This window comes from Streptomyces vastus (assembly GCF_039532825.1).
Lineage (GTDB): Bacteria > Actinomycetota > Actinomycetes > Streptomycetales > Streptomycetaceae > Streptomyces > Streptomyces vastus.
This window is the reverse complement of the sequence record NZ_BAAASJ010000033.1, coordinates 1-14626: the sequence shown is the minus strand read 5'-3', so window position 1 is coordinate 14626 and position 14626 is coordinate 1. Positions and strand designations below refer to the sequence as shown.

The 14626-nt window shown below is 65.2% G+C and carries 13 protein-coding genes and 3 pseudogenes; 2 read left to right on the top strand and 14 right to left on the bottom strand.

Annotated elements, in window-relative coordinates; translation table 11 throughout:
- Positions 1 to 90 precede the first annotated feature (90 nt).
- Positions 91 to 1185: a DUF1152 domain-containing protein gene (locus ABD357_RS16535; RefSeq protein WP_344390884.1), complete on the top strand. Its 1095-nt coding sequence runs from the start codon at positions 91 to 93 to the stop codon at positions 1183 to 1185.
- Positions 1186 to 1715: 530 nt separating this feature from the next.
- On the opposite strand, the gene ABD357_RS16530 is transcribed toward ABD357_RS16535, so the two are convergent.
- The 6 genes from ABD357_RS16530 to ABD357_RS16505 all read right to left on the bottom strand — a co-directional run bounded on the left by ABD357_RS16530 (position 1716) and on the right by ABD357_RS16505 (position 7423).
- Entirely contained in the window at positions 1716 to 2270 is a 555-nt protein-coding gene (locus ABD357_RS16530; protein WP_344390883.1) for a hypothetical protein, read from the bottom strand.
- The gene (locus tag ABD357_RS16525) at positions 2267 to 3523 is read right to left on the bottom strand and encodes a DUF7224 domain-containing protein (RefSeq protein WP_344390882.1); all 1257 of its coding nucleotides are present in this window, start codon (positions 3521 to 3523) and stop codon (positions 2267 to 2269) included. The genes ABD357_RS16530 and ABD357_RS16525 overlap by 4 nt, the downstream gene beginning before the upstream one ends.
- A complete protein-coding gene (locus ABD357_RS16520) occupies positions 3520 to 4266 on the bottom strand; it encodes an ABC transporter ATP-binding protein (RefSeq protein WP_344390881.1) in 747 nt (248 codons plus the stop codon). Before ABD357_RS16520 ends, ABD357_RS16525 begins: the two co-directional genes overlap by 4 nt.
- A gap of 77 nt (positions 4267 to 4343) precedes the next feature.
- The gene (locus ABD357_RS16515; RefSeq protein ID WP_344390880.1) at positions 4344 to 4775 is read right to left on the bottom strand and encodes a hypothetical protein; all 432 of its coding nucleotides are present in this window, start codon (positions 4773 to 4775) and stop codon (positions 4344 to 4346) included.
- Positions 4776 to 4960: 185 nt separating this feature from the next.
- Positions 4961 to 5116 carry a hypothetical protein gene (locus tag ABD357_RS16510; protein WP_425584892.1) on the bottom strand — a complete coding sequence of 52 codons (156 nt, stop codon included), beginning with the start codon at positions 5114 to 5116 and terminating at the stop codon, positions 4961 to 4963.
- A gap of 267 nt (positions 5117 to 5383) precedes the next feature.
- Complete coding sequence (locus tag ABD357_RS16505; protein ID WP_344391163.1) at positions 5384 to 7423, bottom strand: TerD family protein; 2040 nt, start codon at positions 7421 to 7423, stop codon at positions 5384 to 5386.
- Positions 7424 to 7956: 533 nt separating this feature from the next.
- Between ABD357_RS16505 and ABD357_RS16500 the strand changes: the two genes are divergently transcribed.
- Positions 7957 to 8145 (top strand): hypothetical protein, encoded by a 189-nt coding sequence (locus ABD357_RS16500; protein WP_344390878.1) that lies wholly within the window; start codon positions 7957 to 7959, stop codon positions 8143 to 8145.
- Positions 8146 to 8393: 248 nt separating this feature from the next.
- Here ABD357_RS16500 and ABD357_RS16495 read toward each other — a convergent pair.
- The 8 genes and pseudogenes from ABD357_RS16495 to ABD357_RS16460 all read right to left on the bottom strand — a co-directional run.
- Positions 8394 to 8927: pseudogene (locus ABD357_RS16495) on the bottom strand (tyrosine-type recombinase/integrase); the annotation flags it as partial.
- A gap of 109 nt (positions 8928 to 9036) precedes the next feature.
- The gene (locus ABD357_RS16490) at positions 9037 to 9441 is read right to left on the bottom strand and encodes a hypothetical protein (protein ID WP_344390877.1); all 405 of its coding nucleotides are present in this window, start codon (positions 9439 to 9441) and stop codon (positions 9037 to 9039) included.
- A 237-nt stretch (positions 9442 to 9678) separates the two neighbouring features.
- Complete coding sequence (locus tag ABD357_RS16485) at positions 9679 to 10923, bottom strand: Lsr2 family DNA-binding protein (RefSeq protein WP_344390875.1); 1245 nt, start codon at positions 10921 to 10923, stop codon at positions 9679 to 9681.
- A gap of 18 nt (positions 10924 to 10941) precedes the next feature.
- Positions 10942 to 11747, bottom strand: a protein-coding gene (locus ABD357_RS16480) for an IS5 family transposase (protein WP_425584903.1) whose coding sequence is annotated in 2 segments (ribosomal slippage) — positions 10942 to 11409 and positions 11412 to 11747 — 804 coding nt in all. Because the reading frame shifts where the segments join, the coding sequence is not laid out codon by codon here.
- Positions 11725 to 12801, bottom strand: coding sequence for a hypothetical protein (locus tag ABD357_RS16475; RefSeq protein ID WP_344390874.1), 1077 nt, complete (start codon positions 12799 to 12801; stop codon positions 11725 to 11727). The genes ABD357_RS16480 and ABD357_RS16475 overlap by 23 nt, the downstream gene beginning before the upstream one ends.
- Before the next feature lie 500 nt (positions 12802 to 13301).
- A pseudogene (locus tag ABD357_RS16470) lies at positions 13302 to 13518 on the bottom strand (transposase); the annotation flags it as partial.
- Between the two features lie 52 nt (positions 13519 to 13570).
- Complete coding sequence (locus ABD357_RS16465) at positions 13571 to 13900, bottom strand: hypothetical protein (protein ID WP_344390873.1); 330 nt, start codon at positions 13898 to 13900, stop codon at positions 13571 to 13573.
- Between the two features lie 100 nt (positions 13901 to 14000).
- Positions 14001 to 14543 (bottom strand): annotated as a pseudogene (locus tag ABD357_RS16460) (IS5 family transposase); the annotation flags it as partial.
- Positions 14544 to 14626 lie beyond the last annotated feature (83 nt).

Here is a 14626-nt window from a genome sequence, read left to right as displayed (position 1 = left end):
CCTCCTCGTCCAAAGTGGCCAGCAAAGTGGCTATGGCCTCTAGCCACTATAGGGTGAGTGGTCAACCCGCGACCCCGTAGGCTGAACCGCATGAAGCGGTTGATCGTCGCAGCAGGAGGAGGGGGCGACGCAGTCGCCGCCGCAATGCTTCACGCCGCCCTCTACGGCGACGAGGACCAGGCGGTGATCCTCACCTACGCGTGGGACCGCCTCCTGATCGACCCGGTACCGGGTCCCCGCGGACCGGACAACTTCACCGGCCTCGAACCGATGACTCCGGCCGTGTGGGCAGTGCCGGCAGAAGCCCACCCGATCGCTCCGGCAGGCTCCACGCTCCCCCGCCTTGCAGCAGAGCTCCCGCACGCGTTCGCTCTGATCGATCCACACCACGGCGCCAAAGGCATCACCCGCCAACTCGAAGAACTCGTCAGCCACTTGTCACCGGCATCGATCGATCTCCTGGACGTGGGCGGCGACATCCTCGCCCGAGGCGATGAGCCAACGCTCAAGAGCCCGCTTGCCGATGCCGTCACACTCGCCGCCTGCTGCCAAGTAAACGCTCCGATCCGACTCCTGGTCGCAGGGCCAGGCCTGGACGGCGAGCTCCCGCCGGACGACCTGCGCGGCACGCTCGGCCCACTCGTCCGCACTTTGACGGCGAAGGACGTAGAAGCGATCAGCTCGGTCTTGGAGTGGCACCCGTCCGAGGCAACCGGGATGCTCGCGGCAACGGCCCGAGGCGTACGCGGCACTTGCGAGATGCGAGACGCTGGCCTCCCTGTCCCGCTCACGGACGAAGGCCCGACGGCCCATGAAGTCGACTTGGACGACGCGTTGAGCCGCAACCAACTGGCCCGCGCCATCATGGCGACCACCACGCTGGACGAGGTGGAGGCGCACAGCCGCGAAGTCTGCGGCTACTCGGAGATCGACTACGAACGCAACAAGGCCGCATGGCTCAAGGAACAGCCACCGGTGAAGCTCGACCCTGAGACGGTGCTGTCCCAACTCGCCCAGTTCGAGGCCGAGGCCCGAAGCCGCGGAGTCACCCACACGACGTTCCGCCGCATCACCGAGGCATTGAACCTCAACGGATCCCTGCGCGAGGACCTGCGCCAACTGCTCATCAGCAGCCGTCCGGAGCAGTACGCCGCTCCACTGTGGTGCATCCCAGCCGAAGCCTGAGTAACAACTTTCTCTACGGGTTCAAGGCGGCTCGCTCCGCTCCCCGCGCGCGGCCCGGCCCCCGGCCGGGCCTGCGCTCCTGTCTCCGCCCCGCTCCAGCCCGGCCGCCGCCCGTGCCGCGCTCTGAGCAGTCAGCAGTCTGATGCCAGGGAAGGGGTACGTCGTGGCTGGGGCGGTCGGCTCCACGGCTTTACGCAGCCACTTTGGCGCGAGCCTCGAAGATCATGGCCCCAACGTCGTGCTTCACCGGGCAGGTCCACAGACTGCCCGACGCGCCGCAAGCTTACGGGGCCATGATCACTCGCGCCAAAGCAGCTCCAGCCCAAAGCCGTTCCGCCGACCTCTCTTTTGTTGGCACACCTGCAAGCAATTTCCTCGCTCGACCTCGTAACCCTTCGCCGGACGAGGGTTGCTCCAAGCTGGCGGAACCGGTGGGGGAGCGGGGGTGACGGGGAGCGACCGCGTCAGCATCTTGGTCAGGGGCGGCGCAGTGGCTGACGCTCCGTTTCAAGTCCGCGCCGCCTGAGACGTCAGGGACTGGCCAGCAGGGCGAGAGCGAACACGGCGACGGTGATCAGCCATGCGGTCGTGCTTCCCGCCGGGTAGAGGGGTAGCGCCCACCAGGTGTGCGTGGCGGAGCCGCCGGGCTGGTAGGCACGGCCGGTGATCAGGGTGCCGATGAGGAGTGCCATTCCGGAAGCCGCTGCCGCCGCTTCGTTGGCCACCCGCCGTACGAGGAGAGCAAGAGCGAGGAGGAGCGTGATGTTGCGGGCGACGTCCATCCCCACCAGCACTCCGGCTGCGTGTGCGAGAGCTGCGGTGAGGATGATGGCGCCATGGTCGAGGCGGCGGATGGGTACTACCGCTGTCCGTTCCGCCTCCCGGAGCCGACGTTCCATGCAGTACATGACGGCGACGACGGCCAGGATGGGGGTGAAGTACGCCAGGCGTGCACCGTCCATCCCGCCGACCAGGCTCGGAATGGGGACCTCGCTCGTGCCCACCGCCCAGCACACGGCCACGATTACGGCGAGCGTGGGAGGGACGGCCCACCAGCGGCGTACCGTCAGCGCGTATCGGTTCACGTGCCCACCCGGTTGCAGTGGTCCTGGCTGGTGGCCTGCTGCTTGAACCAGTCGGCCTGGTCTGCGGCGGGCATCTGGCGGACCTTCTGGAGTGCTGTCCATTCGGCGGGGAGCATCGCCTGCTGGATGGATTGCGTGTCGAGGCCGATGACGAGTGCGGCCCAGGCGGCTGCAGGAGAGCCGGGCTGCCGGCAGTCGCGCACACCAGCGGTGGCGGCCACACCGGCTACAGCGGATTCGGCGAGATCAGCCTCGTACCGCTCCTGGGAGGCTTGCTCATGGAGAGCGGGAAGCGACCAGTACAGCGGCCAGGTGCCCGGCTTGGGCGGTGTACTGGCAGAGGTGATGCGCAGCTCCTGAGGGGCGGGAACGCCAGCCGCCTTCAGATCGTCGATCGGCCCCATGGCGTCACGGCGCAACTGCTCGGCATACGGCTGGTACTCCGGCGGCACACACACTCTGGGAGCCTGTCCGGTGCACGACACGGCGACCGTACGGGGATGGGTGGGGGCCCCGTATCCCCAGTCGGACACGGCAAGGTAGCCGGTGACGAGGGCCGCTGCGGCGGTCACGGCGCCGATCATGGCCTTGAGACCACGCCGGTGCGGGCTGGTCAAAAGCCACGCGGCGACGGCCAGACCGGCAACTACACCCCATGGGACGAGGTAGACGGCGGGATCGCGGATGTCGGTGACGGTGGAACCGCCGTCGATGAATCCTCCCAGGTGTCGTAGGGAGGGGTTGGTGAAGGAGTGCGGCATGGCGAGCCAGGCCCAGCAGCCGATCGCCACGAGGGGGGCAGCGATGCTGCCGGGAAGGGCGCGTCCGGCGCACCAGCCGATGACCGTCCATCCGAGGGGGAGAACAATCAGGTGGGCCACGGCGAGCCAACCGGCACCACCGGGCCACACGCCTGTCGCGTTGCGGGCGAACACGAGCGCGGCGACGGCGAGGACGAGGTAGAGGATCAGGGCGGGGGTGACGGCTCGCAGGAGCTGCACGAGGGGGTTGCGGGGGCTAGTAGTGCGTATGGGGCCCAGGAGACGGTGTCGGCCTGCTTCCCATGCGGTGGCGCCTGCGGCGGCCGGGGCGATGACTGCCATGGCGAAAGCGGCCATCTCGCCGGATTCCACACCGTAGTGGGAGGGGGCGGTGTAGGTGACGTCGCCGATGTACAGGCTGATGTAGATCAGGGCGGGGAGGATCAGCCACGGTGCGGCCGAGGCGCGGAGGTTTGCCCAGGTGATGGTCATTCGGTTGCCCCCAGGAGCGCCGCGTAGGCGCTTTCCAGCTGGCGTCCTGGCGCGCAGTCCGACGCGTGGTGGCCGGCGAATTCCTTGACCGTCCCCTTAAAGCGGGAACGGCCCGCTTCGAGGACGACGACTTCGTCGAAAGCCTGGTCCAGGTCACCGATGTCGTGCGTGGAAACGATGACGTGGACTGTGCCGCGCAGCGAGATCAGCAGGTCGAGAAAACGGCGTCGCTGGTGGGGGTCGAGCCCGACGGTGGGTTCGTCGAGAAGGAGGACTTCGGCGTCGTGGACGAGTGCTTGCGCGATGGCGATGCGCTGCTGCTGTCCGCCGGAGAGTGTCTTGATCTTGTTGTTGAGCTTGTCGGTCAGGCCGACGCGTTCGATGGCCTCGGGTGCGGCATTCCAGGCATCGCGCTCCCGCATGCCCTTGAGCCAGCCCACGTATGCCACATGCTCTCTGCACGTCATCCCGGGAAGGAATCCGGGGCGCTGCGGCAGCCAGGAAACCTTGTGGCGATAGGTCCGCACATGCCTGCGGTCGGCAAGGTCGAGGTCGCCGTAGCGGATTCGGCCCGCCTGCGGTGTGGAGGCGCTGGCGCCGAGGGTGAGCAGGGTGCTTTTCCCGGCGCCGTTCGGGCCGAGGAGGACGGTGTGGCCGGGGGAGAAGTTCAGGTTGAGCTGGTTGAGTACGGGACGTGACCTGGCGGTGTAGCGGAAGGTGCAGGACTGATAGTTCAGGGGCATGGGGGGTTCCTCGTGGCACGGATGGCCGTCCGGCCGCACCCGCTGTGTGCGGGTGCGGCCGGACGGCTGGACGTTCTTTAGTAGTTCACGGTCAGGGATCTGACCGTGACCCGAAGGCCGGATGCGCCGTCGTTGACAACAAAGTAGTAGTTGCCGGAGCCGTGGCTGGACCAGTTGCCCGAGGAGGTGGATGTGCGGCTGGCGAAGCAATTGGTGAAGGCCGCTCTCACATAAGTCGGGTCGGGGCCGGTGACGTCCTTGCGGAGGGTGACGTTGACGAGTCTGTCCGAGCCGTCGTCGGAGCAGCCGGTGAACCGGATGTTGGTGGAGCCACCGCTGTCGAACCAGCGGCGGGACTCGAAGCCGGGAGCGGCCCCCGTCAGGCTGCTGCTCCAACTCGCAGCGTGGGCGGGCGCGGAGAGAAGGCCGACGACAGCGGCGGCGCCGAGGGTGACGGCGCCTATGCGGCGGCCGGACGTACGCAGGTTGGACAGTCGCGCGGGGCGCATGGTTGATCCCTTCCTGACGATCATCTGCATGAACGTCAGAAAGTGTATGTACATGTCACCAACAAGATCAGTATGTGATTGATTTTGGCCAACTTGTTGACTGAAGCCTGTATATGAACGGCCACGTCCACGGACGTCGTGTACGGCTGAGACGTGAGGGTCGCCGGAGGTAGCCCTCACAGGGCTCAATGGCCCAGGGTGGGAGGCTGGCCTCCGGACTCGGGTGAGCCGGGCTTGGCTGACGTGCCGGAGATGCACTCGGCGAGGAGGTCCGAGCCGATGTAGTGGCGCAGTTCGGTCCATTCGTCGGTCTGCTCGGCCAGCACGGCCTCACCGACCATACGGATATCGCCTCGCCGACGGCTGGACTTTGGGCGAGGTCCACGCTTCTGAGAAGGGCGAACTTCCCCACCGTTGTAGACGAAGAGGTCCGTGCCAGATCATGCGGGGGCCCACGGGAAACACCGGGGAACCAGTCAACCGCCCACCCGGCGCCGACACCGCTCCGCCGCAGGTCAGCCCGGAGCAAAGCCCCAGATGCCCTTAGCTTCCCAAGCTCAGGGCGCTCATCCCGTTTGCAAGCACGTGGCCTCGTCCACGGTCGGGCGTCACCCCGCTCCGGCACGTTCCTTCGCTGATGCTTGCCGGGGCGTCGGGCGGTCCAGGTGGACTACCACGGTGGTGTAGAAGCGGTGCACGGCGTCGTCGACGCTGCGGATGAAGCCGGATTCGGCGTTCCCGCGACTGCTTCCCATGCTTTTGAACAAGGACAGGCGGAAGCCGGTGATGTGGGTGTCGTTGCTCTTCGGGAGCATGTCCGCCGGCTCAGGGCGGAGCCGTTCCAGCGTGCCCCGTGGCCCCCCGGTTTCTCCTTGGATCAGGGTTTCGATGTGGAGGTCTGCCGGTGCCTCGGCCAGGCGGCGGATGAGGCGTTTGGCCCAGGTCAACGGGTAACCCTGCTCGGGTGCGGGGATCTCGATGGAGTTGCGGAGCTTGCCGGTGCGCAGGTCGGCGCTGATCGCCAGAATTCCGGGTGCGCCCTCGATCCGGAGCTCTGCCTGAAGCCTGCCGTCGACGCAAAGCTGATCGGCCAGGAGGCTGCGGCGAGATTTTGGATCAGCTCCACGCTTGGCGCGCTGAACGGGCAGTACCTTCTGTCCGAGTTCGCCACCGAGGCTGAGGCACATCTGGCGGATGAGCCGTTCCCAGCTCTCGACCACGTCTAGGGCACGCGGATCGCCCTGGCACAGGGTTTCGTCATCGATTCCGTTGCGTACGGGGACCCAGGCCGCCCCCATGTTCTGGAAGCCGTGGCAGCCGGAGTTCTCATGCCTCAGGTAGTACAGCAGTTCCTGGAGCAGCCAGGCGTGTGCCTTGTCTCCGACGCCCTCGTGCCGGATCAGCATCTGTGCCTGGTAGGTGACTTCGGCCCAGGACAGGTGCCAGAGAGCCACCTTGTGCTTGCGCCGTCCGTCGATCTTGACGTCGACGAGCGGGCTGCCTTCCAGCGCGACGTCGTTCGACAGCGTGATCACGGCCTCGTAGCCACGGCGTGCGGCGATGTCCGTGTATGCCTGCACCTGATCAGGCTTAAGGGCGTTGCCGTTGGTCTTGGTCTCCACCAGCGCGGTCCACAGTTTGCCGGCCCGCTCGACACGGACCACCCCGTCGGGGCGTCGCGGTGTATCGCCATGCGGCAGGGAGACCTCGGTGAACGTCTCCATACGGCCCGACGGTGCTCCGAACGCCGCCGTGAGTCTCCGGCCGAACTCGGGCACCTGCGCCATCACCGACAGCAGTACCGACGTAGCGCGCATTTCCCGGTCCCGGTCGCTCTTGAGTACCGACACCGGAAAGAGTCTGGCCTGCTTCCAGGACTCATTGTCCGCCAGCGACTTCCTGGCCACCCTGGGCACAGTGACCTTCTTCTTCGCAGTGCGAGGCCGTGCCGCCTTCTTTGGTCCCACCTCGTCGCCAGGCGGGCGGGGAGCCGGAACCAAACCTGGCGTCACCTGCTGTTCCTGCTCAACGGCCGGAGCCGGAACAGCCGTATCAGCCTGCTCGCTGCTCTCTGTATCGTTCAGTGCTTCCTCTGCGCCCGCGTCGTCATCGATGTCGACGCCGAAGTCCGCCGCCAGACCGGCCAGGCCGGTGTCGTAGCCCTGTCCGACAGCACGGAACTTCCACTCTTCCCCACGCCGGTACAACTCGCCGAAGATGATCGCGCTCACTGTGCCGGCGTCATCGATGGCGAACCTGAGAAGGCTCTCCCCGCCCCCATCGGCCAGTGTCATCTTCAGGTCTTCCAGCTCCCCGAAGCCGGCTCCCTCGTAGCGGCTCGCTGCCACGATGATCCGGTCGATGCCGGACGGGACCGCGGTCAGGTCGAAGCTGATCCGGTCCTCGTCTCCGCTCTCCGTCGGCGTCTTCCCCAGCAGTTGCACACTCCCGTCAGCGGCAACCGGGTTGTTGTAGAAGTAGAAGTCGCTGTCACTGCGCACCTTGCCGTTGGCATCCAGCAGCAGGACGGACACGTCCGCATCGCCTTCACCGGTCGGGCTGACCCAACTCAAACTCACAATCACCGAACCGGCGTTCTCGCTCAGCGCCGCCAGCGCCACGTTCGAGCCCTTGACCATCTCATGCATGAAGCCCCCCAGATCTCGCAACTCGGGCACTTGGCTGCCCCCACCCAAGCCACCCACTCCACGCCGCAGTCATGTGACGTATGGCACAAAGGACTGTAGTGCCCGATAACGAGACCGTGGGAGCGTCCGGAAATAACAAGCAGCGAGAACCTAGGGTCAACAGAGCAGCTCCACAAGCCCCGTTAGCCCCGTTAGCCCCGTTAGCCCCGATCGAGGGGACACACCTCGGACGCGGATCAAGGAGCATCGCTCAGGAACCTGCCGATGCAGCGCCGCCGTCTCACTTTCCGTCTCATTCACCTGCGTTCACGGCCGTTCAGACGAGACCCGAAGCCGTCCCAGTGCCGACGGCCAGCCGCCCATGAACTCAGGTGAACGTCCCCGAACGACGCCCACCACCCCATCAGCACAGTTGGAAAGCGTGTTGGCCGACTGTCGCATATTGCCTCGCCGGATGGCCTCCGCCTCCGTATGGTCTGCGCCGCCGGACGAGGTTGGACAACGGCACGAGCTGTGCGGGAAGCAGGGGGACGATGAGCAGGAGGCGCTACGTTGCCAGAGGGGTGCCGGGCGGCTACCGCATCTGGGACAACCGAAGGCGTCGATGGTGGGGCGATCTCTACGAGTTGTGCCCTGACGATCTCTTGGCCGAGCTCAATGGTCAGGCGGACCCAGCTCGGATCACCGCGCTAATGAGGCGCTACCGAGCGCAGAAGCGATAGGCAGCGCCGAGTACTGGACGACGGTGCGCACCACGAGCGCACCAGATCGAGCGGGGAACAGCGGGGAATCACGGTGAATGCAGCAGGGCCCGGCAAGGCCCCATCTTTACCGTTCACGCAGGTCAACGCCAAAACCAGCCGCAAACGCTCGCAGCTTCCCAAGCTGAGAGCGCGAGTTCGATTCTCGTCACCCGCTCCATGGCTAAGGCCCAGGTCAGCGACCTGGGCCCTTTTGCTGTCCGTCGTGATCACTCACCGCGTGCCAGATTCGTGCCAGAACGCTGATCGTCCGGCTTGGCCGCCTGTGCTTCTGGCACGGCCGCAGCTTCCTGGCGTGCCTTGCGCACGGTCGCGTCCAGCCCGGCAGCAACTTCCTGCTGTCGCTCCTCATCGGAGTGCTGATAGATCAGCGCCGCCTTCTCCGAGGACTGCCCGGCACGAACCATCGTGTCCTTGAGGGTGGCGCCGGAGCGCGTGGACAGGGTGTGTCCGGTGTGCCGGAGGTCGTAGAACCGGAAGCCCTCAGGCATGCCGACGATCTCACGCGCCTTGCGCCACCTCCGCCCGAACGTGCTGCGCCGGAAGGGAGCGCCCTTCTCACCGACGAAGAGCAGCCCATCGGGGCCAGGCTCGGCGTAACTCTCCAGGTGCCAGCGGAGCTCCCGGCGTAGGAACGCACGCTCACGCAACTCCAGCGGGTATTTCCTCGGGGCAGGCATCGTCAGGGCTCCTCTCATGAAACCCATCTGACCTGCTGTCACCTTTCCTCGCATCTCGGGGGAACCTCAACCTGACACCTGTGACAACGGAGGCTTTGGTGCTTCAGGGCCCAGTCGAGCCCGCGCTTGGCTGGGTCATTGAGACTCCGCCGACCTCACATCAATGTCGTGCTCAGGTCTCGCCAAGGGTCTTCCGGTGAGGCACCACGACAACTTGGTACTGATCTTCGTAGATGATCGTTCCAGGCTCCGACGACTCAGCTCGCTCGCAGTCAACACCGTGTGCTGCAAGGATCTCCAGGTACCCATCCACGCGCTTGATGAGGTCGGCAGATGACATCTTGAACCACGCGACAGCGCCGGGGTTCAGATGAGGGTCATAGACGGTCGGATCGGTGTCTGACGGGTTGATGTAGTTCGCGTCATACCAGTCGTTGTTGGTCCGCCGAAATCGCTCCTGCTCCTCGGTCAGTCTGCCCTCACGAGCCAGACCGTTGACGAGGGCGAAGACCCCGGGGAAATGACCCCGCTCGCTTCGAGTGGTCCCCTGGAATCGCACGTACAACGCTTCCTGCAACAGAACGCCTCCGTCTCAGACAGTCACCGGTGCGTCGGATCATCCCATCGGCGTGCCCCTCGCGTGCCCGAACGAGCGGGAAACCGCGGGGAGCAGCGGTCGCTCACGGACACCGGCAACGGCGAAGGCCCCCGACTGACTTAGCTGGTCGGGGGCCGTTCATCTGCGGTGGGTGTGGGATTTGAACCCACGGTGACATCGCTGCCACGACGGTTTTCGAGCCTGTGGGTCCTGGCCTCAGTCAGTCGACAGGCCGCTCGCTCGCCTGTACTCCCTGATCAGCGACTCAGGGAGTCGACCTCGGTCGTTCACCGGTCGACCTTCCGCTTTGGCCCAAGCTCGCACCTGTGTGGGCACAACGTCGTTCAAGGACGGGTTGGTTTTAGGTAGGCCATCACGCAGGGGGCCGGAGGACACTGGGATCGTGTTCGTCGGGGTGTCCCTTCGTACATCCGCGCCGACAGCCTTCGCCTCGATAGCCGAAGCCAGGGATCGCAGCCGTGAAGCGATCAGTTCCGGTGGTGCCGTGATCGCGTGATCGCCGCCTCGTTTCACCAAGCCTGCGACACAAGGACTGCCGAGGAAAGCGAGCGCTTCCTCGATCTCCTTTTTGTCGAGCGGCGTCTCCAGCGACGACTTTGTCTCGCGCCAGATATCCCGTACGTCGAGCCCGCCCGCACCAAATTCGACGTCGACAGGGTCGTTCGCGCTCCTCCACATTGCATTGACCACGAGCGCCAGCGCTTCGGTCCGCCGTTCCGTCTCACTCCAGGTGTGTTCGAGCGCGTCCGCTTGGCCGGCGAGTAGCAAGTCGGCGAGTTCGTGTGGATACAGCGGGGTCTCGGAGTGGCGGACGACTGCCTCTGCGAGCTCCTTAGCCGTCAGGACCGCGACCTCCTCCTTGGTCGCCTCCCGAACTACCCGGGTGTCGAACCCCGGGCCGATCAGCACGGTGTGGTCGGCGTGGTGACGGACGCGATGCTCGCTGAGCCGCATGAAGCGCACATCCTGGTCAGTCACCAGACCGGCACCATCCGTCTTAGCCTCCACTGCGATGCGCCGTCTGCTCGTCGGAGAAAGCCAGAGGGTGACGACAAGGTCCGTCTTAGCCGGCCCGCTGTGCACCTCGGTGTCCATTGCGAGGTACCGAAAGGCCTCCGCCAGAGCACGCTCGAAGCGCTGGTAGTTCCCGCTGTCCGTTGACGAGCTCACTACCTCGGCCGCCACTCGCTCGGGAAGGGAGAGGCGCTGGCCGGTCTCAGCCGCGGCAGGGTCCGACCCACTTGGAACGCTGCTTCCCGGGACATCGTGGCGCTTCTGAAAAGGCAGCGAGCCGGCAAGTGCTGTACCCAGGGCAGTCCTGCGCGTCACATTCGCGATGCGCTCGGCAAGCCCCGTTTCCACGAGGAGAGCAACGCGCGCAGTCACGTCCTTTCGGGTGAGATCACACGTGGGGTACCTCTCGGCCAGAATCCTGGTCAACGTGCCTGAGAGCGTGTCTCATGTGGCGAGTTTTGCGAGCTTCTTGTAGCAGGTCAGGGCGGCGGCCAGGCCGAGGAAGGCGAGGAAGTGGGAGCCCTTTCGCTCGTACCGGACGGTGAGCCGGCGGTAGCCGAACAGCCAGGCGATCGACCGCTCGATCTTCCAGCGGTGCCGGCCGAGCCGCTCGCTCGACTCGATCCCGGGGCGCGCGATGCGCGGGACGAGCCCGCGCTCGCGCAGCCAGGCGAGGTGCTCGGCGGAGAAATACGCCTTGTCCGCGCGGAGCTTGACGGGCCGGCGCCGACGCGGCCCGCGTCGGGACCGGACGGCGGGTATGCCGCGGATCAGCGGCTTGAGGGCCAGGCTGTCGTGGGTGTTCGCACCGGACACCGCGACGGCCAGGGGGATGCCCTGGGCCTCGGACAGGACATGCAGTTTGCTGCCCTTCTTGCCGCGATCGACCGGGTTCGGCCCGGTCAGCGTGCCCCCCTTTTCGCCCGCACCGAGGCCGCGTCGACGATGGCCGAGGCCCAGTCCAGCTCGCCGCGAGCGCCGAGTTCGTCCAGGACCGCCCGGTGCAGCCGCCGCCACAGCCCCGCCTCGGTCCATACAGTGAACCGGCGGTGCGCGGTGGCGGGCGAGACGCCGAACGTCTCCGGCAGGTGCCGCCAGGCGCATCCGCTGGTCAGCACGTACACGACCGCCGTGAATACGGCCCGCTCGTCACACGGCGCGGTCCCGCCACCCTGCGGACGGGGGTTGAACGGCGGCAGCAACGGGGCGACCAGTTCCCACAGCCCGTCAGGAACCAGTCGCTGCGACAGATCGACATCCACAAGCGGTAATGATGCCGCAGTTCACCACATCACCACGTGAGACATCTTCTGAGTCAGATTCGGATTCCAGAGCGTCCAGGGTCTCCCCGAGCAAGGCCAGGTTGAGGTGCAGATGGCGGATGAGATCCACGGCCTCACCGGAGTTGAGCCACTCCATCGCAAGGTCAGTCGCCGCGAATTGGTCCGGCCCCACCTGATTCAACAGATCAAGACTCTGCAGGGTGTTGAGGGACTGCTCGGCAGAGGACTTACTGACATCGAAAGTCTCAGCGGAGAACTGAATGAACTCACTGCGAGACAGTCCTGCCGCCGCAGCATCAACGAGGCGGCTGAGGGCCGTCATGTTCGCTCCCCCTGCGATGTACCCCAACACTCGTCTGCGCGCCTGTAGCTCCTCTTCGGTGACCTCGTTGAGACGCTCGGCAAACCGACGCGGCGGCTCTACAAGCTCTGCCGGAAGGCTGGCGGCTCGTCTCTGCAACTTCAGTCTTGGCAGCAGCGCCCGGCCATTGTCAGTCGGGATGATCTTTCCATTAGACCAATACTCGATCATGCCCGTGCTGCGCATCCATTGCACTCGCCGCCGGACCTGGTCGAGCGACTTCCAGTTCATCCCGTAGCTATCAACGGCAATGCGATTCAACTCGTCGTAGGTGAGACCTTCACCGATCCACTCCAGCGTCTCGCCGAAGAAGCGGACATTAGCGTGAAGCAAAGCAGCGAGGTAGGCCAAATCACCGTTGCCAAGGAAGTTCCTGGCCTCGGGCGTGAGAAATACATGTGAGGGCCGGCCCTGCCTGGTGAACAGACCACAGCTTCCAACGGAGTAGAGCACCTGACGCAGCGAGGTAGGAGAGGCGGAACCCGGCCAGGTGAACGTTCGATCCACCAAGGGATCGGCGTCGATGTCCTTCAACAGAGCCGTGAGATTGGCGATCAGATCAGAGAAATGGCCCGGAATGTAGGGGGCCGATCCGGTTCGACCCAGCCACGGGAGCGGGGATGGGAGGTCTCTGTCGTCCGGCTCAGCCACTTGCGACATGATTGATGCTCCTGCTTGAGATGGTGGGGCAAGTGATGCAAAACATCACAAGTTCCATTAATGATGACCTCAAGCACTCAGCCCTGTCACCGGTTTGACTCAGTTCGCCCGCGCCCTGGGCGCTTTTCCTGCCACCGCGCTACAGAGCTGGACAGCCCGGAAGGCAACGTCATCGGGACGCTCGCCGGTGGCGCTGACGGAGAGGCCCGCCTGACCCGCGCCTGTCGTGCGGAAGGGAAACGCTCCGCGGCAGGACACAATCTCACCCAAGCGGATCGGTTGGCGTCAGCGCGCTGCCAGCCTGGACGGCGCGTAATGACCGAGAGCACGGTCTGAGAGCCACGGCCTATCCGTGGACAGGCACGGCTGCTCGCCTGGTCTCTGGGCACCCAGCTGCTGAAGCTCGTGAGACACCCGGGGCCTTCCGGAGCCGTGCGCACGAAGCGCGCTCAGCGTCGGAGATTTACGTCTACGGCCAACCCGGAGCGGTTCACCCAGCTCCTTGGGCAGTATTCCCACTGAATGCCGGTGTGCAGCACGTACAAGATCCCGCATAGCATCTCCCGGTCCGGCAGCGGCTTGCGGCCCGGGTACCGAAAGCGTCACTCACGCTGCGGCAGCAACGGCTCCAAGCGGTCCCACAGCTCATCCCACACGATCCACGGCGATGTTCCCCACAACGGGGCGAACGCTCAACTCCTGCCATGGACACGGCAACCAGCAGCGATCCACCTCATTGTGTTAGCCGTTGTAATTGCCGTCTTGCCACTCACAAGTACATTCGCACGAAGTCATCGTCATAGTCTTCATCGCCATTCATCATGAAAATTGCACGACCTTGGTTGATGAGTCCGTCACTGTCCGGTATAGCGCAATCTGCACAGACTTCTCCTGCGTAATTTTCGTCATAATCGAGGTCTCCACCGAACTCGGAGTTGTACTCGTCTCGCGCGTCTTCGACGTCGAATGCCTTTCCGCACCTGACACATTTCTGGTCCCCTGATACAGGGTCGGAGAACGGTGCGTAGGTCTCGATGCCCTCGGTGCCGTGCTGCCCTTTGGTGAGATGGATGAACAGGCCGGTCGCGATGACGGCCACAGCGCCGATGATTACCTTCTTGTTCTTCTTGAAAAGGATCTTCGCGGTCTCGGCGGCGGAGGGGGTCTCGCCGTCCTCGGAGGGAGCCTTAGAGGACGTCTCATTTGGTGAGTCGGCGGTAGCAGATGAGGGTGCAGGTGATGGCTGTGAAGGCGAGGAAGTGTTCGGCCTTGCGTTCGTAGCGACGGTGGAGTCTGCGGCATCCGGCAAGCCAGGCCATGGTGCGCTCGATCTTCCAACGGTGGCGGCCCAGCCGTGTGGAAGTTTCGATGCCCTTACGAGCGATGCGGTGGGGGATGCCGCGCTTGCGTAACCATCGGCGCAGGTAGTCGTAGTCGTAACCCTTGTCGGCATGGAGCCTGGCGGGCTTGCGTCGGCGGGGACCGCGGCGGGAGCGGATCGGCGGAATCCCCCGCACGAGCGGTTGAAGGGCCTGGCTGTCGTGGAGGTTGGCGCCCGATATGCCGACGGAGATGGGCAGTCCGGACCGCTCGGTGATCAGGTGGTTCTTCGAGCCTTTCTTGCCCCGATCTACAGGATTCGGACCTGTCAGATCCCCCCCTTTCAAAGCCCGCATGTTCACCGAGTCAATCGCACACCGCGACCAGTCCAGGTCGCCGCGCGCGCCTAGGGCCTGTGTGATGTCGTGATCAATCGGCTGTTCGCAGGATGTCTTCGAGCCAGATCATCGAGGCGCGGAGTTCGAGGCCTGCGAGGTAGCTCTCG

What these genes read in the sequence shown, in the direction of transcription:
- ABD357_RS16510 (WP_425584892.1), bottom strand. Translation starts at nt 5,116, where the DNA reads ATGGTCGGTGAGGCCGTGCTGGCCGAGCAGACCGACGAATGGACCGAA.
- ABD357_RS16520 (WP_344390881.1), bottom strand. Translation starts at nt 4,266, where the DNA reads ATGCCCCTGAACTATCAGTCCTGCACCTTCCGCTACACCGCCAGGTCA.
- ABD357_RS16535 (WP_344390884.1), top strand. Translation starts at nt 91, where the DNA reads ATGAAGCGGTTGATCGTCGCAGCAGGAGGAGGGGGCGACGCAGTCGCC.
- ABD357_RS16500 (WP_344390878.1), top strand. Translation starts at nt 7,957, where the DNA reads ATGAGCAGGAGGCGCTACGTTGCCAGAGGGGTGCCGGGCGGCTACCGC.
- ABD357_RS16525 (WP_344390882.1), bottom strand. Translation starts at nt 3,523, where the DNA reads ATGACCATCACCTGGGCAAACCTCCGCGCCTCGGCCGCACCGTGGCTG.
- ABD357_RS16515 (WP_344390880.1), bottom strand. Translation starts at nt 4,775, where the DNA reads ATGCGCCCCGCGCGACTGTCCAACCTGCGTACGTCCGGCCGCCGCATA.
- ABD357_RS16505 (WP_344391163.1), bottom strand. Translation starts at nt 7,423, where the DNA reads ATGCATGAGATGGTCAAGGGCTCGAACGTGGCGCTGGCGGCGCTGAGC.
- ABD357_RS16475 (WP_344390874.1), bottom strand. Translation starts at nt 12,801, where the DNA reads ATGTCGCAAGTGGCTGAGCCGGACGACAGAGACCTCCCATCCCCGCTC.